This window comes from Tissierella simiarum (genome assembly GCF_018917865.1).
In the GTDB taxonomy this organism is placed as follows: domain Bacteria; phylum Bacillota; class Clostridia; order Tissierellales; family Tissierellaceae; genus Tissierella_C; species Tissierella_C simiarum.
Window position 1 is genome coordinate 222,529 of record NZ_JAHLPM010000003.1, and the last position, 20,780, is coordinate 243,308.

22 protein-coding genes are annotated in these 20,780 nt (G+C 29.8%); 19 read left to right on the plus strand and 3 right to left on the minus strand.

Going from position 1 to position 20,780, the window contains the following annotated elements; genetic code table 11:
• Positions 1 to 4: 4 nt before the first annotated feature.
• From KQI42_RS05250 to KQI42_RS05295, 10 genes are all read left to right on the plus strand, one after another.
• Positions 5 to 1,732, plus strand: a complete 1,728-nt coding sequence (locus KQI42_RS05250; protein WP_246566091.1) for an ABC transporter ATP-binding protein — start codon at positions 5 to 7, stop codon at positions 1,730 to 1,732.
• A 66-nt stretch (positions 1,733 to 1,798) separates the two neighbouring features.
• Complete coding sequence (locus KQI42_RS05255; RefSeq protein WP_216517466.1) at positions 1,799 to 2,143, plus strand: hypothetical protein; 345 nt, start codon at positions 1,799 to 1,801, stop codon at positions 2,141 to 2,143.
• Between the two features lie 173 nt (positions 2,144 to 2,316).
• The gene (locus tag KQI42_RS05260) at positions 2,317 to 3,201 is read left to right on the plus strand and encodes a polysaccharide deacetylase family protein (RefSeq protein WP_216517468.1); all 885 of its coding nucleotides are present in this window, start codon (positions 2,317 to 2,319) and stop codon (positions 3,199 to 3,201) included.
• A gap of 30 nt (positions 3,202 to 3,231) precedes the next feature.
• The gene (locus KQI42_RS05265; RefSeq protein ID WP_216517470.1) at positions 3,232 to 3,927 is read left to right on the plus strand and encodes a response regulator transcription factor; all 696 of its coding nucleotides are present in this window, start codon (positions 3,232 to 3,234) and stop codon (positions 3,925 to 3,927) included.
• A gap of 16 nt (positions 3,928 to 3,943) precedes the next feature.
• The gene (locus KQI42_RS05270) at positions 3,944 to 5,344 is read left to right on the plus strand and encodes a sensor histidine kinase (RefSeq protein WP_216517472.1); all 1,401 of its coding nucleotides are present in this window, start codon (positions 3,944 to 3,946) and stop codon (positions 5,342 to 5,344) included.
• A complete protein-coding gene (locus KQI42_RS05275) occupies positions 5,341 to 6,882 on the plus strand; it encodes a hypothetical protein (RefSeq protein ID WP_216517474.1) in 1,542 nt (513 codons plus the stop codon). The genes KQI42_RS05270 and KQI42_RS05275 overlap by 4 nt, the downstream gene beginning before the upstream one ends.
• Positions 6,883 to 6,946: 64 nt before the next feature.
• Positions 6,947 to 7,246, plus strand: coding sequence for a hypothetical protein (locus tag KQI42_RS05280; protein WP_216517476.1), 300 nt, complete (start codon positions 6,947 to 6,949; stop codon positions 7,244 to 7,246).
• A 156-nt stretch (positions 7,247 to 7,402) separates the two neighbouring features.
• Entirely contained in the window at positions 7,403 to 9,049 is a 1,647-nt protein-coding gene (locus tag KQI42_RS05285; protein ID WP_216517478.1) for a sensor histidine kinase, read from the plus strand.
• Positions 9,046 to 9,813, plus strand: a complete 768-nt coding sequence (locus KQI42_RS05290; protein ID WP_216517480.1) for a LytR/AlgR family response regulator transcription factor — start codon at positions 9,046 to 9,048, stop codon at positions 9,811 to 9,813. Before KQI42_RS05285 ends, KQI42_RS05290 begins: the two co-directional genes overlap by 4 nt.
• Before the next feature lie 123 nt (positions 9,814 to 9,936).
• On the plus strand, positions 9,937 to 11,352 hold the full coding sequence (locus KQI42_RS05295) for a carbon starvation CstA family protein (RefSeq protein ID WP_216517482.1): 1,416 nt from the start codon (positions 9,937 to 9,939) through the stop codon (positions 11,350 to 11,352).
• 35 nt (positions 11,353 to 11,387) lie between these two features.
• Here KQI42_RS05295 and KQI42_RS05300 read toward each other — a convergent pair whose 3' ends face one another.
• Positions 11,388 to 11,951 carry a glycerol-3-phosphate responsive antiterminator gene (locus KQI42_RS05300; RefSeq protein ID WP_216517484.1) on the minus strand — a complete coding sequence of 188 codons (564 nt, stop codon included), beginning with the start codon at positions 11,949 to 11,951 and terminating at the stop codon, positions 11,388 to 11,390.
• Between the two features lie 163 nt (positions 11,952 to 12,114).
• Here KQI42_RS05300 and KQI42_RS05305 point away from each other — a divergent pair, with 163 nt between their 5' ends.
• Together KQI42_RS05305 and KQI42_RS05310 are read left to right on the plus strand one after the other, a co-directional pair.
• Positions 12,115 to 12,456 (plus strand): DUF6054 family protein, encoded by a 342-nt coding sequence (locus KQI42_RS05305; protein WP_216517486.1) that lies wholly within the window; start codon positions 12,115 to 12,117, stop codon positions 12,454 to 12,456.
• A 98-nt stretch (positions 12,457 to 12,554) separates the two neighbouring features.
• Positions 12,555 to 13,163, plus strand: coding sequence for a histidine phosphatase family protein (locus KQI42_RS05310; RefSeq protein ID WP_216517488.1), 609 nt, complete (start codon positions 12,555 to 12,557; stop codon positions 13,161 to 13,163).
• Here KQI42_RS05310 and KQI42_RS05315 read toward each other — a convergent pair.
• A complete protein-coding gene (locus tag KQI42_RS05315; RefSeq protein WP_216517490.1) occupies positions 13,151 to 13,399 on the minus strand; it encodes a GIY-YIG nuclease family protein in 249 nt (82 codons plus the stop codon). The two genes, KQI42_RS05310 and KQI42_RS05315, sit on opposite strands and share 13 nt — an antisense overlap.
• Positions 13,400 to 13,461: 62 nt before the next feature.
• Here KQI42_RS05315 and KQI42_RS05320 point away from each other — a divergent pair, with 62 nt between their 5' ends.
• Positions 13,462 to 13,677 (plus strand): DUF6199 family natural product biosynthesis protein, encoded by a 216-nt coding sequence (locus KQI42_RS05320; RefSeq protein ID WP_216517492.1) that lies wholly within the window; start codon positions 13,462 to 13,464, stop codon positions 13,675 to 13,677.
• A gap of 15 nt (positions 13,678 to 13,692) precedes the next feature.
• Complete coding sequence (locus KQI42_RS05325) at positions 13,693 to 14,241, plus strand: GNAT family N-acetyltransferase (protein ID WP_216517494.1); 549 nt, start codon at positions 13,693 to 13,695, stop codon at positions 14,239 to 14,241.
• An 8-nt stretch (positions 14,242 to 14,249) separates the two neighbouring features.
• Here KQI42_RS05325 and KQI42_RS05330 read toward each other — a convergent pair whose 3' ends face one another.
• Positions 14,250 to 14,867 (minus strand): regulatory protein RecX, encoded by a 618-nt coding sequence (locus KQI42_RS05330; RefSeq protein WP_216517496.1) that lies wholly within the window; start codon positions 14,865 to 14,867, stop codon positions 14,250 to 14,252.
• A 343-nt stretch (positions 14,868 to 15,210) separates the two neighbouring features.
• On the opposite strand from KQI42_RS05330, the gene KQI42_RS05335 reads away from it, so the two are divergent.
• The 5 genes from KQI42_RS05335 (at position 15,211) to KQI42_RS05355 (ending at position 20,764) form a co-directional block, all read left to right on the plus strand.
• Positions 15,211 to 17,187: a sigma-54-dependent Fis family transcriptional regulator gene (locus KQI42_RS05335; RefSeq protein ID WP_216517498.1), complete on the plus strand. Its 1,977-nt coding sequence runs from the start codon at positions 15,211 to 15,213 to the stop codon at positions 17,185 to 17,187.
• Positions 17,188 to 17,406: 219 nt separating this feature from the next.
• Positions 17,407 to 17,766: a Lin0512 family protein gene (locus tag KQI42_RS05340; RefSeq protein ID WP_216517501.1), complete on the plus strand. Its 360-nt coding sequence runs from the start codon at positions 17,407 to 17,409 to the stop codon at positions 17,764 to 17,766.
• Between the two features lie 18 nt (positions 17,767 to 17,784).
• On the plus strand, positions 17,785 to 18,771 hold the full coding sequence (gene pdhA / locus KQI42_RS05345; RefSeq protein WP_343231647.1) for a pyruvate dehydrogenase (acetyl-transferring) E1 component subunit alpha: 987 nt from the start codon (positions 17,785 to 17,787) through the stop codon (positions 18,769 to 18,771).
• Entirely contained in the window at positions 18,768 to 19,736 is a 969-nt protein-coding gene (locus KQI42_RS05350) for an alpha-ketoacid dehydrogenase subunit beta (protein ID WP_216517503.1), read from the plus strand. Before pdhA ends, KQI42_RS05350 begins: the two co-directional genes overlap by 4 nt.
• Before the next feature lie 44 nt (positions 19,737 to 19,780).
• Positions 19,781 to 20,764, plus strand: coding sequence for an ATP-NAD kinase family protein (locus tag KQI42_RS05355; RefSeq protein ID WP_216517505.1), 984 nt, complete (start codon positions 19,781 to 19,783; stop codon positions 20,762 to 20,764).
• Positions 20,765 to 20,780 lie beyond the last annotated feature (16 nt).

Below are 20,780 nucleotides of genomic sequence, written 5' to 3' on the forward strand. Positions count from 1 at the left end.
AGAGTTGTTTAAAAAATTTGCATCTTATTATAAGCCTCATAAAAACTTGTTTTTTATAGACATGTTTTTTGCATTTTTAATATCAGTTTTCGATCTAGTCTTTCCTGTTTTTACAAGGAAAATGATAAATGAAATAATCCCTATGGGAAAAATGGATTTGCTAATAAAATGGACTTTAGTTATGAGTTTTTTATTTTTACTTAGATATATAAGTAATTATATTGTTGCTTATTGGGGACATTTATTAGGAGTTAAAATTGAGCATGATATGAGAAAAGATTTATTTGCTCACTTGCAGACTTTACCCTTTAGTTACTATGATAATACAAAAACTGGCCATATAATGTCAAGAATAGTAAATGATTTAAGAGATATTACAGAATTAGCACATCATGGACCAGAAGATTTATTTATTTCCTTGGTAATGCTTATAGGATCATTTGTAGTTTTAATTACTATTGAATGGAGATTAACTTTAATTTTATTTGCTTTTATACCAGTGATGATATGGTTTGCTATAGCTAAAAGGAAAAAAATGGAGAATTCTTTTAGGCAAGTAAGAAAGAAAATTGCCAATGTTAATTCTCAGTTAGAAAATAGTATTTCAGGAGTTAGAGTAGCTAAATCTTTCACTAATGAAGATTATGAAATTGAGAAATTTAACGAAGGTAATGAAGCTTACAGTGCTGCTAGGAAACAATCTTATAAAGTAATGGCAGAATTTGTATCAGGAATAGGCGTTATTTCAAACTTTTTAAATTTGTTAGTAATCAGTTTGGGAGGATATTTAGTATATAGAGAGGTTATTAACATAGGTGACTTATTTGCATATACTTTATATGTAAACTTTTTTATGCAGCCCATTAGAAGACTAACAGATTTTACTCAACAATTACAAGACGGTATGACGGGATTTGAAAGGTTTATGGAAGTAATGAATATTGAAGCAGATATAATAGATAGAGAAGATGCTGTTGAACTAGAAAAGGTAGTTGGAAAAATTGATTTTGAAGATGTGACATTTAGCTATAACAATGGTGAAGACGTTGTTCTTTCTAATTTAAATCTTTCAATAGAAGAAGGTAAGACAGTAGCTTTAGTTGGGCCTTCAGGAGCAGGCAAAACTACTTTATGCCATTTAATTCCTAGATTCTATGATATAACGGATGGTCAAATTTTATTAGATAATACAGATATTAGAGATATAAAGATTAAGTCATTAAGGAGAAATATAGGCTTAGTTCAGCAAGATGTATTTTTATTTACTGGAACTATCAAAGAGAATATATTATATGGAGATATAGATGCTTCTGATGAAGAAGTGATTGAAGCAGCCAAAAAAGCTAGTATTCATGATTTTATTATGACATTACCTGATGGATATAATACCTATATTGGAGAAAAGGGAGTTAAATTATCAGGAGGACAAAAACAAAGAATATCCATAGCGAGATTATTTTTAAAAAACCCTCCTATTTTGATTTTAGATGAAGCTACTTCGGCTTTAGATAATGAAACCGAAATATTAATACAAAATTCTTTAGAAGAATTAGCTAAGGGAAGAACTACTTTGGTAATTGCTCATAGATTATCTACGATAAAAAATGCAGATGAAATATTGGTTCTCACTAGCGAAGGTGTTGTGGAAAAAGGTAGTCATGAAGACTTGCTTGAGAGAAGTGGGTTATATGCAAAGCTGTATAATTCTCAATTTAAAAATTTAATTTCATAAAAACAGTGTCAATACAACCTCCTCATTCATAAGATATTATTGGAATATAAATGGGGAGGTTTTATTATGAGTTATGACTATCCTGAGCTATACTACAGAGTATATCCTAAGGTTATTGATACTGTTAATAGACATTTAAGTTCTAATCCAGCAGTAGATAGTATTACAGATGAAGAGATAGAAAGCATGATAGACGAAGTATATATGAAGATGGTTAAAGAATGTCCAGAAATTCATGAAGATCCTTTAGAAAGGAGAGGTAGAGGGAATAGAGTTAAATCTGCACAAAGACCTTTTTTTGGGAGGGGAAGATTAGTTAGAGATTTAATTACCATAATTTTAATTTCCGAATTATTACGAAGACATCATTCAAGAAATTTTTGGAATGACCCCTATACTTATCCTTGGTAATAAATAGGCTGAGAAATCCAGCCTATTTTAGTTTTAATCTTTATTTTTGGGTAATATATATTATATACTGTAATTAGATTGTAACTATTTATTCATATATTTGTAACACATTAAATCTTAATATATAATATCCTTTAATTAAATATATAATACATGGACTAGAGGTGATAGACTTGAAAACACAATCAAAGCGAGCAAGAAATTCAAGGAAAATAAGGAGAATTAGGGGAATTGCGATTTTAGCATTAATAATAGCCTTATTTATTATAGGAGGCACTACTAAAAAATTAAATAATATTGCTAATAATGTTGTAGAAGCAAAAAAAATTGAGGAAACTCTTGATATTATGACAGATAAAAATCCAGTTAAAATTGCTTTAAATGAAGAAATTAGAATGGTACAAGAAGAAAAATCTAATTTAAAGAATGAGATTGCTGATGAAAATAACAAAGAAGCAGAAAAAAACAAAGATACTAAAATTGCTTATTTAACTTTTGATGATGGACCTTCAGAAAATGTAACACCTGAAATTCTTGATATATTGTCACAATATAATATAAAAGCTACTTTTTTTGTTGTAGGAAATTCAGCTGAAAAGAATCCAGATATTGTTAAAAGAATACATGAAGAAAATCATGGAATTGGAAATCATACCTATAGTCATAGATATAAACATATCTATACAAATACTACAAATTTTTTAAATGAAATAAAGGCTACAGAAAGAGTATTACAAAATATACTAGGAAATGACTTTGAAACAAATATAATTAGATTTCCTGGTGGATCTTTTGAAAAATATAAAAATCCATTTAAGAAGGTTATATCAGAAAATGGATATAAGTATTATGACTGGAACTCATTGAATGGAGATGCTGAAGGAAAAAATATACCTAAGAACAAACTAGTAAGTAGGTTGAAAGCTACATCAAATGGAAAAAAAGAGTTAATAATTTTAATGCACGATACAAGTGCTAAAAAAACAACTGTGGAAGCTTTACCAGAGATAATCGAATATCTACAAAAACAAGGGTACGAATTTGGAGTACTAAATTAGTATGTTTCAAACACAAGGGGAGTGAGTTATTTGAAAAATTCTATATTAATTATAGAAGATGAGGATCATATAAGAAAATTTGTAAAAATAAACTTGGAAAGAAATAATTTTGAAGTAAAAGAAGCTGCTAATGGAGAAGATGGCATAGAAATAGTAAGGAAAGAGCCCATAGATATTGTAGTTTTAGATATAATGCTCCCTGGAATAGATGGATTTCAAGTATGTAAGATTTTAAGAGAAGAGTTTCCTACTTTAGGTATAATTATGTTAACAGCTAAAAGTCAAGATATTGATAAGATTATGGGATTGGAATACGGAACAGATGATTATATGGTTAAACCTTTTAATCCTATGGAACTAGTTTTAAGAGTAAAATCTTTAATAAGAAGGATGGAAGTTAATAAGGAAGGATTCGTAAATGAAATGCTATTAGATGGTCCTTTTAGAATAGATATTTATTCTAGAAAGTTCTACAAAAATGATAAAGAAATAGAACTGACACCAACAGAATATTCCATTGCTAAATTATTTTTAGAAAATCCTGGAAAGGCCTTTAAACGAGATGAAATACTGAATTTAGTTTGGGGATTTGAATTTGTGGGAGATTCAAAGATTGTTGATGTTAATATTAGAAGACTTAGAGCTAAAATAGAAAATGACCCTGGTAACCCTTATTATATTGAAACAGTTTGGGGAATTGGATATAGATGGAAAGATATGGAATAGATACTGAGGAGGATATATGAAAAAAAGTATAAAAATTAGATTAGTAGGAAATTTTATGCTAGTTATCATTATAACGGTTTTAATATTAGAAGTAGTATTATTAAATGGAATTAAGCAATATTACTATAAAAATGTAGAAGATATTTTGGCTAATCAAATTCAATTTTCTACAGATTTCTATTCCAGATATTTTTCCTCTTCATCTTTAGAAGATATTATAATTGATGATATAGATGTTTTTTGGCAGCAAACCACTGCAGAAGTTCAAATTATTAACTTAGATGGGAAATTATTAATGGATTCTTTAGGTGTATCTTATGAAGACCCTATAGAAACACCTGACGTACTAAAGGCTAAAGAAGGCAAAAAAGGAGTATGGATAGGAAATGTTGAGTATGATAGTGTTCCTGTAATGAGTGTTGCATTACCTTTAAAAACCCACGGAGAAACCATAGGAATTATAAGACTTATATCTTCTTTAGGAGAAACTAACAAGGTTATTAATAGTATTTCAAATTTACTTCTTATTATGGGACTAATAGTAGTATCTATATCAGGTATGGTAAGTTTGTTTTTGGCTAACTCTATTGTAAGACCTTTACGAGAAGTTACTAAAGTAGCAGAAAAGATGGCAGATGGTCAGTTAAAGGTAAGAAGCAATAAAAAGGTAGATGATGAAATTGGAAAACTTTCTGATACATTAAATTATATGGCAGAAGAGTTAATAAAAAAAGAACAGATAAAGAATGATTTTATATCATCAATTTCCCATGAACTAAGAACTCCGTTGACTTCTATAAAAGGCTGGGCAATAACATTGAAAAGTGAAGATTTAAAGGACAATCAGTTAGTAATGGATGGATTAGATATAATAGAAAAAGAAAGTGATAGATTAACTCAAATGGTTGAAGAATTACTAGATTTCTCTAGGTTTGTTTCCGGACGTATAAAGTTAGAGAAAGAGGAATTTGATATTAAAAATACTCTTGAATTAATTAGAAAGCAATTAAAGCCTAGAACTAAAAGTAATAATATAGAATTTATAGTTAATTATGACGAAAATTTATCAAATATTATTGCAGATGAAAACAGAATAAAACAGGTGCTAATTAACTTATTAGATAATGCTTTCAAATTTACACCTGATGGAGGTCGTGTAGAGCTTAAAGTCTATAAGGAAAATGAATCTATAATAATAAAAGTAGAAGATAATGGCTGTGGTATTTCTAAAGAAGATTTGCCTAATGTAAAAGAAAAATTTTATAAAGGGAAAAATAGTAAATCTCATAGTGGAATAGGATTATCCATATGTGATGAAATCGTAAAACTTCACGAGGGAACTATGGAAATTGAAAGTGAAGTTAATCAAGGAACTATAGTTACAATTTGTCTACCTTTAAAGGAGGACATAGGATGAAGAGAATAAGTATTTTATTCATAATAATATTGATTATGGGATTAACAGCTTCCTGTGGTTTGAATAAAGTAGAGACTAAAGACAGAATTACTGCACCAGAAAATAATGTTCCACCTCTTGAAGGAAAATGGGTAATAGAGAAATATATTGAAGGTACCTATAAGAAAGTGGATAAAGAAGTTGTAGAGAATTTTATCGGAAAAGAAGTTCTTTTTCATAAAAAAGCTGTAGTTTTAGGAGAAGACTATTGTATAGAACCTTCATTTAAAATAAAAAATGTAAAATCTTTAGATTATTTATTATATAAATATAAGGTAGATTCAGAATATTTAGGTATCAATGAGAAAGAAGTCCAAATAGTAACAGTTCTTAATGATAATCAGTTTTTCTATGAATTTATTAAAGAAAAAGATGATAAAGTAATAGTCTACACAGATGACGCTTTTTTCTTTTTAAAGAAAATTGTAAATAAGGTCAGTGAGGAAGAAATAAATAGATATATAAATGTTGAAAAAAATATGCTTAGAATGTCGAATGTTGTAGAAGATGATACATTAAGATCGGGAATCCTTTTAGGAATAAAGAGTACTGATTATGATGAAGAAAATCAAATAGAAGAATGGAATTATAAAACCCTTTGGATTAGGAGTTATAATAAAACTATAGAAAGTGTATATGAGATGGAAAACTTATTTGTTCCTAGAAAAAAAGGTTTCTGGCTAGTTAGCGTAGATAGAGAAAATAATAATGGAAGAATAAATGATAAGATAAAAGCTATTTCAAAAGTTAAGGTTAATGAAAAAGCGTCATTTAATGATGATGATATGAATATATTATTTAATAATGATAATGCTGAAATGAAAAGTTTTTATTCAACCTTATTACCTTCTACTTTAAACAGTATATTGTTTATAGGAAATGATTATGTATCACTTGAAACCACGGATTTAAAAGAAAAGTCTAAAAAAACTCTTGAAGTTTATCCTATAGATAATATTGAGAAAGGAAATCCTATAAAAATTTCAGATCTAATTGGAGAAAGTGGAAATATAGTTTTTGAAGAAGGCGCACAAAGTGTTATAACAACTGATCTTAAAAATATAGATAGCTATAATATATTTAATGAAGAAGAGAATTTTGGATTAACTAGAAGAAATGGTCATTGGATTATGAAAGGTAGAATAAATTATAGAGAAACAGGAGAGGAGCGTTATAAAGATTTTAATATAAAAGCTATTCCTCCTAGAGAAGTAGTGAATTATGATGAGCTTAATATATCTTGGAATGCAATAAAACTTAAAGTACCAGAGGCAACAGATGCATTTTTATCACCGAATGATGATATAATTCTTATAGTAACTAATAGTCAAATTTATATTTATCCCATGTATGAAGGTGTTATTGGAGAAGAACCTCTACAAAAAATCAAGCTAAAACCTAAAGAAAAAATTGTTATGGCAGAATGGGCAATAGGAAGATATGCAAAGTTGTGGGAAGAAGAATTTTTGAAAAACGAAGTAAACGATGTGAACTACTAGGCGATTTATATCGCCTTTTTTTCTATGTTGGATAGGATTGAAATACAACAGGAAGGATGGTACTGTGAGGGAATTTATAATAGGAACTAGATTTAATTTAGTTCTAGGGGGAGTATCAGTTGTCTCAATTTTGATTACCTATATTATCAATAAAATATTTATAAAAAATAGATTCGTAAAATATATTCCTGGGATACTATTTTTAATAATAGGATTTTTTAATTTGTGTTTAGCTATTAAATTTTTAGGTAGTTCTAAAGATATTGTCAAGGGTGCTTTATTTATTATGGGAATGGTAGCAGGTTTCATTTCATTGCTTACTGGACTGATTATTGAAATTTGTGCTAAAGAAGAGGTTAGTTAAGCTAATTATTAACAAATGTTCTCACAAACTAATTTTTATATTATAATAATGGTAATGGGTCCAATATTATGATTTGTGAGGTGAAATAAACTGCTTTTAGTACTATTTGAAAATTTAACTAATAGAGTAGGACTAATAATAGTATTGGCATTTGCTATGTCTAAAATAAAAATGTTTAGAAGACTAGTTTCAAAAAGGAATATTAGCTTAAGGGATAAATTAATTCTTTCTTTAATATTTGGTCTTTATGGAATTATTGGAACTTATACTGGAATACCTATAGATGGGGCTATTGCTAATTCAAGAGTAGTCGGAGTATTTACAGGAGGGCTTTTAGGTGGACCTATTGTTGGTGTATTAGCAGGAGTAATAGCTGGTCTTCATAGATATTTAATAGACTTAGGAGGGTTTACATCTTTTTCTTGCGCTTTATCTACTATTGTTGAAGGAGTAATGGCGGGATTTTTAAGTAAAAGAATAGAAAGAAGCGACCAGAAATTATTATTTGTATTATTATCAGGTATGATGGCTGAATTTATGCAGATGGCAATTATCTTGTTAACAGCAAAGCCTTTTTATAAAGCTCTGGATTTAGTAAAAGTTATAGGAATACCCATGATAATAGCTAATGCTATAGGAATTACCGTATTTATTGCTATTACAGACAGCATATTTAAAGATATTGAAACAGCTGCAGCTTACCAAGCTCAGGTAGCTTTAAGAATAGCCAATAGAACTTTAAAATATTTTAGAAAAGGCTTTAATGAAAAAACGGCTTATGAAACTGCTAAAATTATTAAGAGTATGACAGATGTTAAAGCTGTCGCTTTTACTGATACGGAAAAAATTTTAGCTCATGTAGGTCTTGGAGAGGAGCATCATTTAGTAGGCAATCCAGTTATTACTGCTTTGACTAAAGATGTATTGAAAAAAGGTAAATATAAGATAGCTAATACTAAAGAAGAAATTAACTGTGAAAATAATAATTGTAAATTAGAATCTGCTATAATAGTACCTTTAAAGGAAAAAAATAAGATTATTGGATGCTTGAAGCTTTATAAGGATGGTGAAAATTCTATTACTAAAGTTGATGTGGAGTTGGCTTTAGGATTAGCCTTATTATTTTCTACTCAAATTGAACTTAGCAAATTAGACTATCAATCTGAGTTATTGGCTAAAGCAGAATTAAAGGCATTACAAGCACAAATTAATCCTCATTTTTTATTTAATGCCATTAATACCATTGTTTCTTTAATAAGGACTCAGCCAGATAATGCAAGAAGGTTATTAATTCACCTAGGCAATTATTTTAGAAAAAACTTACAACAAAATACTGAAGAGGTTAATATCCATAAAGAAATAGAGCATATAAATTCTTATGTAGAAATAGAGAAAGCAAGATTTGGTGATAATCTTAGGATAATTTATGATATACCAGAGGATGTAGACTGCTTGTTGCCTCCACTTTTATTACAACCTATAGTAGAAAATGCAATAAAACATGGTGTATTGGAAAAAATTGAAGGTGGCACTGTAGAAATATTAGCTATTGATAGTGATAATGAAACAAAGATAATGGTAAAAGATGACGGTGTAGGAATGAGCAAAGAATTAATAGAATCCTTATTGTTAGGTAAAATAGAATCAGATAGTATTGGATTAATTAATGTTAACAATCGTTTAAAGAATAAATATGGGGAAAAATACGGATTGGATATTGAAAGTGAAAAGGACAAAGGAACTACAGTTACGATTAGGATTCCTAAGAAAACAAAGAGGGGTCAGAGGAGGAACGTTGCATGATTAAATGTGTAGTTGTAGATGATGAGGTCCCTGCTAGGGAGGAACTTAAATTTCTATTGGAAGAAATAAAAGATATTAATGTAATTGGAGAAGCAAGTCATGGTTTAGAAGCATTAGAGTTAAATAGAAAGACAAAGCCAGATATAGTTTTTTTAGACATACAAATGCCTAAGATGAGTGGAATAGAAGTAGCTAAAAATATGATAGAAGGGGAAGAATCACCTTTAATCATATTTGTTACTGCTTTTGAAGAATATGCAATAAAAGCCTTTGAAGTTAATGCAATTGATTATATATTGAAACCTATATCAAAGGAAAGATTAGAAAAGAGTGTTATTAAGGCAAAAAATAGATTGAAAAATAAGAAAACTGATTATAATTTGAAGTTAGAAAAACTTATTGAAGGATTAAGTATGAAGCCAACAAAACCTATAAATAGAATATCTGTTTACCATAATGGCCGTTTAATTCCCTTGGATTCTACAGAAATAATATATGCTACATTAGAAGATAAGATTACTGTTATATATAGTGAAAGAGGAAAGTTTGAAACAAATTGTACCTTAAATGAATTAGAAAAGAAAGTTGACTCACCTTCATTTTTTAGAAGTCATAAAAGCTATTTAATCAATCTAGATTTAATTGAAGTTATAGAGCCCTGGTTTAATTCAACTTTTGTTATAAAATTAAAAGGATCTTCAGAAAAAATTCCTGTTAGCCGAGGGCAATCTAGAGAATTCAGAAATATAATGAATATAGACTAACGCAGTTCATCCTTAATTTTTGCACTTTATACTGAAATTAATACAGTTAAGTAAAAAAACCTTCTTTAAAATTTTTCACATAATATAATTATATTGATGAAAAACTTTAAGGGGGGTTTTAAAATGCTATTATTTATTTTAGGTATTGTCATATTAGTAGTAGGGTATTTTGTCTATGGAAAAATCGTAGATAAATTATTTGGCGTAGATGAATCAATGGAAACACCAGCTACAAGATTAGAAGATGGTATAGACTTTGTGCCGATGAGTTGGCCAAGAATTTTCTTAATTCAATTATTAAATATTGCTGGATTGGGACCAATATATGGAGCTATTCAAGGAGCTTTGTTTGGACCTGCAGCTTTTCTATGGATTGCACTAGGTAGTGTTTTTGCTGGAGGAGTCCATGATTATTTTTCAGGTATGTTATCCTTAAGACATGATGGAAAAAGCATATCAGAAATTACTGGAATTTACTTAGGTGAAGGTGCTAGAAAAGTAATGAGAGTATTTTCAGTTATATTACTTATTTTAGTAGGAACAGTATTTATGACTGGACCAGCAGACTTAATGGCTAGCATTAAATTGTTTGGACTTGGAAATGCAAACGTTTGGCTAGCAATTGTATTGGCATATTATTTTTTAGCAACTATTTTACCAGTGGACAAGGTTATTGGAAAAATATATCCACTATTTGGAATAGCTTTACTTACAATGGCCTTAGGAATTGGTAGTGTTATACTTATTAAAGGGTATCAATTACCAGCGTTTACAATGAAAAGTTTACATCCAGCAGGATTACCTTTATGGGCTTTCTTGTTTACAACTATAGCTTGTGGTGCAATTAGTGGATTCCATGCAACTCAATCACCAATGATGGCAAGATGTATGACTAATGAAAAGTATGGTAGAAGAATATTCTATGGATCTATGATAGCAGAAGGTATTATTGCTATGATTTGGGCAGCTGCTGGTATGGTATTTTATAATGGAATTCCAGGACTTTCAGAAGCTTTAGGAAATGGTGGACCAGGAGCAGTTGTAAATACTATTTCCAATACTTTGTTAGGACCTATTGGCGGACTATTAGCAATGTTAGGAGTTATTGCTTGTCCTATAACGTCAGGAGATACAGCTTTTAGAAGTGCAAGACTTACTATAGCAGATGCTATTGATTATGATCAAGAACCTATTAAGAAAAGATTGGCTTTAGCTTTACCTTTATTCCTTATTGGATTTGGTTTAACCAGAATTGATTTCAATATTATTTGGAGATACTTTGCATGGGCAAATCAAACTTTAGCAATGATAGTTCTATGGACAGCGGGAGCTTATTTAGCTAAGAATAAAAAAGTACACTGGTTAGCAACTTTACCAGCTACATTTATGACAGCAGTAAGCTGTACTTATATACTACAAGCTCCAGAAGGATTCCGATTATCTACATCTATTGCCTATCCAGTAGGAGTAATAGTAGCAGTTGCCGCTTTAGCTTGGTTCATAGTTAAATCAAGTCAAAAATCAGTTGAAAGAGCCTAATATATAAATATCCCTAGACCATTGGTCTAGGGATATTACATATACCATACATCTTCATTACTAGTAGATATGGCAACTGCTCCAGCATTTAAGCTTTGCATAACATCTTCTTTATCCATGATGAGTCCACCAGTTATTACAGGTATGTTGGTTTCTAAATGAATCTTTTTAACAATTTTAGGCATAATACCAGGTAATATTTCAACAGCATGAGGGCGAGTAGATTTTAAAGAATTTATCCCCCTATCTAAAGAAAGAGAATCTAAAAGAAAGAATCTTTGTATAGTAAAAGCCCCAAGGTCCTTACTAAGTTTGACTAAATTACTCTTAGTAGTTATTATTCCATCAGGATACATATTTTTTATAATATATTCTAATCCCCAAGTATCTTTGGAAAAACCATCTATTAAATCAATATGTACATATAGGCCTTTATCTTTAGCCCTAACTCTACTAGAGATCTCTTTTAAATTAAATATATTACCCGTTAATAAGAATATATTTTCACAAGGAGACTCTAAAGCCATATCCAACTTATCTAAGTCATTAACAGCTGCAATAATAGGATTAACTTCAATCTTATCAAAAAAATAACCCATAATATCACCCCAAAGGTATTAAAATAGTTGTATTATAATAATTATATATTACTTTAATGTGAATTGTAAAGGAAGGAACTAAATAAGAATATTATTTGATATAATCAGGTATAAGAAATAATAGTAGTTATTAAAGATAAAATCAACTAAAAGGGGGAAGACCATGGATAGCAGTAGAATATGGGTTAAGGGAAAAAATGTGGGGAGAAATGTGGATAGAATCATAGATCGTATAAATAGTGATATGGATAGTTATAGAGTAGATGTATCATCTGAAACGGTAGTACTTTTTAGTGAGAAATATTATTTTCGAAACAATTCAAATCTTTTATCATGTATTATTCTGAATATGGAAAGTGAGGAAGTATGTAGAATAGACATTGTTTCTGGTGGTGGAGGAAGTGGTATTGCCGGTTCTGATTGGGGAGCTGAAAGTAGTAGAATTAAAGATATCGAAGAGATTATAAAAAAGTTTAGTTTAACTTATGGATGGGAAGTAATATAATAGGAATTAGAATAATAAAAAATAATGGTTCTTACAAAAGAAAAGTATAAAAACACTAAGGAACGATAAGGATAAATAATGATTTGGAGGAATATTTGATGAACATCTATTTAACAAGACATGGACAAACTGAATGGAATACTCAAGGAAGGTTACAAGGATGGCAGAATTCTCCTTTAACTGAAAAAGGTAGAAAAGATGCAAAATTATTAGGAGAAAGATTATCCAAGATTCCATTAGATATTATATATTCAAGCTCTAGTCAAAGAGCCTTAGATACTGCTAAAATAATAAAGGGCAATAGAAATATAGAAACAATCATAGATGATAATTTAAGAGAGATAAATATGGGACCATGGGAAGGGAGAATATTAGAAGAAATCGAAAAAGAAAATCCTGTTGAATATTTTAACTATTGGAATGCACCTCATTTATATGTTCCATTAAAAGGTGGAGAATATTTTGAAGACGTTCAGAAGAGAAGTGTAGCAGTTATAGATAAAATAATAAAAGAAGGAAAGTATAAAAATGTTTTAGTTGTAACCCATGGTATTACTTTAAAAAACATATTAAATTATTATGATAATAAAGCTATGGAAAATCTATGGGATACACCATTTATTCAAGGTACAAGTTTAAGTAAAATAGAAGTAAGGGATGAAGGAATACATGTTCCATTTTTTGGGGACACTTCTCATTTAGAATAATTTTTAATTAACTCTAATTTTTCTTTTCTTGTTAACTTTTTTATGGCATATTCTCGTTTTTGAGCATCTATTTTGTTATCAAAGGTTTCAAAATATACTAATTTAACGGGTAATCTAGCCCTCGTATATTTTGAAGCCTTACCTAGATTATGTGTTTCTAGTCTCTTTTCTAAGTCTACAGTCCAACCAGTGTATAAAGTATTATCATTGCAGAGCATCATATATACATAGCACATATAAATCACCTATATCTATAATAACATAAAAATATATTAATTATATAAGGGAGTGTGTTTATATGACAAGTTTTTTAATCTTCTTAATTATATTAGTTGGTGGACTAATCATATCGGTTATCAACATGATAAATCCTTATTTGTTTTGGAAGAAGATAGGGTTCTGGAAGGATGCTGAAAAGCCATCAAATTTGGCTTTTACTTTGCTTAGATTAGGTGGTATAATAACCACAATAATAGTGATATATTTAATGGTTAGACTATTTTCAGGAAGATAATAAGGAGGGGGTTATTTGGGGATATTAATAGGAGACAGAATAATATTAAGAGAATATAGAGAAGATGATTTGCCCTATATGAGAAAGTGGGTTAATGATCCAAATATTATTAAGAATCTCAGTAATATATTTTTATATCCACATACATTAAATGAAACAGAAAATTTTTTAAATGCCATATTGGAAGGCACAAGCAATATTAAAGGATTTGTTATTGCCCATAAGGATACAGAAGAATATATTGGTCAAATAGATTTAGTAAAAGTTGATTGGATTAATAGAATTGGAACTTTAGGAATAGTAATCGGTAATCAAGAAAAATTAGGTAAAGGATATGGAACAGAAGCTATAAAACTCTTACAAGATTTTGCTTTTAATAGATTAAACCTTCACAAGCTAGAATTAGAGGTCAGAGATTATAACGAGAGAGCCATAAGATGCTATAAAAAGTGTGGTTTTAAAGAAGAGGGAAGAATTAGAGAAAATCATTTTATAAATGGGAAATATACAGATACACTATGTATGGGAATTTTGAAAAGAGAATATGAAACGTTAAAAGACTAGACTTAAGTTTAGTCTTTTAATATCTCCTTTAATACCTTAGATATAATATCATAGGAATATCCTTTTCTTTGAAGGAATCCTCCAAGTTTTCTATAAATACTATTTTTATCTTGTCCTTTATAAGATGGAAATTTTTTCATAGCCAATTCTAAAGCTCTTTCGTATTCTTCATCTTTATCTATTTCTAATACTTCTTCAATAATATCTTGAGAAATTCCTTTAGAAATTAAATCATATTTTATTCTATTAGGTCCATACTTATTTAGATTTATCTTATCCTTTATAAAACTTTCAGCAAAAGCTTTATCATTTAAATATCCTTGTTTTATAGAATAATCTATAGCTTGGCTTATGTATTCTTCTTCAAAACCTTTTTGTCTAAGTCTTTCAAATATTTCTTTTTTAGACCTTTGTCTATAAGATAAAAGAGAGAGGGCGTAGTTAATAACTCTATTTAATTCTTCTCCTTTAATTACGTTCTCTATAAAGTTTTCATCTACTTCCATGTCTAAACTTAAACCATATTTATATCTTATTTCTTCAGAGATACCAAAAGCAAACTTATTATCTATAAAAATATTTACTCTATCTTTATTTTTCTGAGGTTCTATATTAGTTATTTTCATTGTGACTCCTTTTATTATATTTATTTATGAAATTTAATGTAAGTTAAGAATTGTTTTAAATTTAAATCAGATAGTTTATATTCATATTATATTTTATCATAAAAGATAGGTTTTTTAATGTAAAGTTAAAATTTATACTACGTAAAAGAAGTGGAATAAAAATGGTTTTAATAAAAATATATTGTGTATTAAAAAAGATTTTACTATATAAAGATAAACAAAAAAATTATATAAAGAACATTTGTTATAGATTAGGAAATTATAGACTATCTTGACGAACAAAAAAAAGAATGAGAAAATGAAATTGAAATTGGAGAATACTAGATTGGGGAGGAAAAGATTTATGAGTGCTAGCCTAGAATCAAAATTGAAATCTTGGAATAAATTTGTTTATGAAGGAATTTTGGATTCATCAGTATCACATGATGTAGAAGAATCATGGAAAAGATGTAGAAAGTTGAATGTTAATCATTTAGAAGGTACTGGAAAGCAAATTCGACCCCAGCTATTAGAAGAAATCATGGAAAAAAACAAGGTACTTTTAGAAATTGCTAGACCTATAATGAAGAATTTACTTAATATTGTTTTAGAATCTCATTTTACTTTGGTTCTTACAGATCGAGATGGTCATATTTTAGAAGCAATAGGAGATGATGTGGTAAGAGATAGAGCTAACAATATTCGCTTTATTCCAGGTTCTATATGGACAGAAGAGGCAGTAGGCACGAATGCCATAGGAACTTGTCTTGCTGTAGATAAGCCTATACAAATCGTTGGTGCAGAACATTATTGCGTTTCTCATCATCTATGGACTTGTTCAGCTGCTGCTATACATGATGTAGATGGAGAGATAATAGGATGTATAAACATGTCTGGAAATTGTAATGAAGAGCATTCTCATACTCTTGGAATTGTAGTAGCTGCTGCCTTTAGTATAGAAAAACAAATTGAATTACTTCACTCTTATGAACTTGTAGAATCTATGTTTGAAAGTATATCTGATGGAATTATTGTTGTAGATAGAGATTTCAATATAAAAAAAATGAATCAAGGAGCACTTTCTATACTAGGAATCAATAAAGAAGAGGCTGAATGGTTAGATTTTCATAGTCTTTTTCAAGAATTAAATTTAGATACAATGGAAGAATACACTAAGAAGAAAAAAGGAGTTTATTTTACCGATTTTAATCTATATTTTCAAAATAGAAGGATACCCTGCTCTGCTAACATAGTTCCAATTATCTTGAATAATGAAATAACAGGGTTTTCTCTTGTGTTTAAAGAGATAAAATATTTACATAAAACGGTTAATAAAGTTACTGGAAATGTAGCAACTTATACTTTTGATAGTATTTTCACTAAAGATAAAAAAATGCTAGAACTAATAAAATTTGGGAAAAGAATGGCAAACTATAAAGGATGTATCTTAATTGAAGGTAAAAGTGGAACCGGGAAAGAATTGTTTGCTCATGCTATCCATAATCAAAGTAAAAGGTCAAAGGAACCTTTCGTTGCAGTTAATTGTGCTTCTTTACCTAGAGACTTAATTGAGAGTGAATTATTTGGATATGAAAAAGGGACATTTACAGGAGCACTAAAAGAAGGGAAACCAGGTAAATTTGAGTTGGCTAATGGAGGTACCATATTTTTAGACGAGATTGGAGAGCTACCTTTAGAACTTCAAGCTAAATTGCTTCGTGTTGTAGAAAATTTAAAAGTTATGCGAATTGGAGGTAACTACGAAAAACCTTTAGATATTAGAATTATCGCTGCTACAAATAGAAATTTACAAGAAGAAGTTCAGAAAAAGAATTTTAGAGAAGATTTATATTTTAGATTAAATGTATTTAAAATACACATTCCTCCTTTAAGGGAACGACCTGATGATATATTAATGTGTGCTGAAGCATTTTTAAATCGTTTAAATCAAGAACATCCTCAACACAGAAAAAGATATAGTGAAGAATTTATTCAAAAATTAAAAACTTATAATTGGCCAGGAAATGTAAGAGAGTTACAAAATTCTATAGAAAGAGCATACTATTTATCAGACGAGGAGATAATTAAACCTAAATATCTTTTGAATTTAAATGAGAATTTGGCTATAGAAGAAATAGATAAAGAGATAGATAGTGTAGAAATGGTTTCTATAGATAGTGCCATAAAACATAATATAGAATTAATGTTAAAAAGCTGTAATGGAAATGTATCAGAAGCAGCATTAAGATTGAATATGAGCAGAGCATCTTTATATCGAAGAATAAAAAAACATGATATTGAATTAGATTATATTAGAAAAAGTATCATAAAGATACAGTAATGTATCACAAATGAAACTGAGTCTCAAATATGATACAAATTATCTCAATTTTGAGAAAAATTTTAGAAAGGAAGTCCTTTAAAAATAGAGGATTTCCTTTTTTTATATTATATAGCATATAAATATCTGCAAAAATACAGCATAGGAATCTTTATTATTTTTAAATCTATTTTGGCATAAACTTTGCTTTAATATTAGGAAAAAGGGGGTGAATCATTTGTGAAGCGATTTATAATTGAATTTGGTATTGGAGTAGATTTTCATGGACAAGATGTAAATCGTGCCGCTGAAAAAGCTATACAAGAAGCTATTTCTAGAAGCTGTTTATGTGGATTAAAAGAAATATTAAATATTGAAAACCTCGATGATAATGTGGAAATTAAAGCTACTATAGCAGTTTCAAATCCTGAAAAAATAGATATTGAAAGAATGAAAAGGTGTTTTCCTATAGGTAGAAAACAAATTAACCCAGTAAAAGGTGGATTAAAGGTATCAGGTTTATTTATATCAGAATTCGGAGATCAAGATGATAGTATTGAAGTAGCGCTTGTATGTGTAGAAGTAGGCGTTTTCAATTAATTAGAGGGAGGAGATAGTGTGAGTTTAGATAAAGGAAAAATTATTGAAATGTATAAAACCATGAAGCGAATTAGGGAATTTGAAGTGAAGGCTCAAAATCTTTTCGCAGAAGGAAGTATACCAGGGTTTGTTCATCTATATATAGGAGAAGAAGCAGTAGCAACAGGAGTGTGTGCAAATTTGAATGAAGATGACTATATTACTAGTACACATAGGGGACACGGGCATATTATTGCAAAAGGTGGAGACTTAAGATATATGATGGCAGAGCTTTACGGTAAATCAACAGGATACTGTAAAGGAAAAGGAGGTTCAATGCATATTGCTGATGCTACAAAGGGAATTTTAGGGGCAAATGGAATTGTAGGAGCAGGACATAATATTGCCACAGGGGCAGGCTTAAGTGCCAAATATAAAGGAACACAGCAAGTATGCATTTGCTTCTTCGGGGATGCTTCAACTAATCAAGGGACATTTCATGAATCTCTAAATCTTGCTAGTATTTGGAAATTACCTATAATATTTGTTTGTGAAAATAATTTATATGGTATATCAATGAGCCAAAGTAGACATCAAGCAATTAAAGACATTTCTGATAGAGCAGTTGCTTATAATATGCCGGGCATTGCAGTGGATGGTAATGATGTTTTCGCTGTTTATGAAGCAGCTGAAGAAGCAATAAAAAGAGCTAGAAATGGTCAAGGTCCTACATTAATAGAATGTAAAACTTATAGACATAGAGGACATTTTGAAGGAGATGCAGGTGCATATAAACCTACAGAAGAACAGAAAGAGTGGTTAGAAAAAGATCCTATTCCAAGAATTGAAAAATTTATGATAGAAAATAAAATTGTGATAGAAAAAGAATTAGAGGATCTTCGTAATGAAGTTAAAGGCCAAATAGAAGAAGCTATTGAATTTGCAAACAATAGTCCATATCCAGAGTTAGAAACTGCAGTGAATGATATATATTCAGATATAGTAGAGGAGGTTAGGGTAAGATGAAAAAAATGACCTATGCAGAAGCTATTCGTGAGGGCATGAGAATAAAAATGCAACAAGATAAAAAAGTATATATATTAGGTGAGGATGTAGGTGCATTTGGAGGATGTTTTGGAGTAACATCAGGTTTGTTTGAAGAATTTGGAGAAGATAGAGTAAGAGATACACCTATTTCAGAAGGTGTAATCATTGGATGTGCCGTAGGGTCAGCTGCCACTGGATTAAGACCTATTGCAGAATTAATGTTTGTTGATTTTTTAACTGTTGGGATGGATCAATTAGTTAATCAAGCAGCCAAGATGAGGTATATGTTTGGCGGCAAGATTAATATGCCAATGGTAGTAAGGTTACCTGCTGGAGCAGGAGTTCAGGCGGCAGCTCAACATTCTCAATCTTTGGAAGCATGGCTTACTCACATTCCAGGACTTAAAGTAGTATATCCCTCTACTCCACAAGATGCATTAGGTTTAATGTTGACCTCTATAGAAGATGATAATCCTGTTATGTATATGGAACACAAAGCATTATATGCAATGGAAGGAGAAATAGAAGAGGTTAAGCCAATTCCTCTTGGAGTTGCAGATGTTAAAAGAGAAGGGAAGGATATTACTATAGTTGCAACAGGAAAAATGGTTCATGAGACCTTAGCTGCATCAGAAATGCTTATTAAAGAAGGGATTGATGTAGAGGTAGTTGATCCAAGAACATTATTTCCATTAGATAAAAAGACTATTTTTGAATCTGTTAAAAAGACGCATAAGGTTGTTATTGTAACAGAAGAGCATAAAAGAGGAGGGTATGGAGGAGAAATCTCAGCTATAATTTCAGAAGAGATTTTTGATGAATTGGATGCTCCGGTAGTAAGAATTGGAGCACTCGATACTCCAATTCCATTTAGTCCAGTATTAGAGGATTATGTTATACCCAACTATATTGATATTGTTAAAGCTGTTAAAAGCCTAGTATAAAATAAAGGATCTAAAGTAATTGTTCATAAAAGGAGGAACAGTCGTTGATTGGCATAATTGCTAATCCTGCTTCTGGCAAAGATATTAGGAGGTTAGTATCTTATGCTACAGTAGTGGATAATAACGAAAAGGTTAATATTGTAAAAAGAATTGTTTTAGCAGCACAAGGTTGCGGTGTATCCTCGATTTTTATAATGCCTGATACTTATCAGATAGGATATAAAGTAATTGAAGATTTAACTTTAGAGAAACGTTTAAGTGCAAAAGTCGATATTTTGGATATGGAAATGAAAGGCTCTCATCACGATACCACTTATGCTGCAAAACTTATGAAAGAAATGAATATTAAATGTGTATTAGTATTAGGTGGAGATGGTACTAGTAGAGCGGTAGCAAAAACTATTCAAGAAATACCTATAATTGCCATATCTACAGGCACTAATAACGTATATCCTATTATGATGGAAGGCACTATAGCAGGTATGGCAGCAGCTGCCGTTTGTTTTGGATATGGAGAAAAAAATATAAAAAGAGATAAAAGAATAGAGATATATAAAGACAAAGAACTGTTAGATATTGCACTTGTAGATGCTGTTATTTCTAAGAATTTATTTGTGGGAGCAAAAGCTATCTGGAATGTTGAAAATATTTTGAAAGTTATTACAATTAAATCTCATCCGGCGAGCATAGGTTTTTCTGCTTTGGTAGGATGTAAACAGATTGTTTCCGAGGATGAAGATTATGGTTTATATGTAGATTTAAATAATAAATATAGTCAATTAATTGCACCTTTAGGTGCTGGAATTATTGAAAGAATTCATATGTCAGAGCCAAAAATATTGAGATTAAATGAAGAATATGTCTACTTGGCAGATACTAATGGAGTTATCGCATTGGACGGAGAGCGAGAAATTGAATTTAAGCAAGGTGAAAAGCTTACATTCAAAATAACTCGAAAAGGACCTGTAAGAGTGAAGGTTAGTGAAGTTCTTGAAAATGCACAAAAATCAGGTTTTTTTATTAGGTAAAAAAAGATTGGGGGCT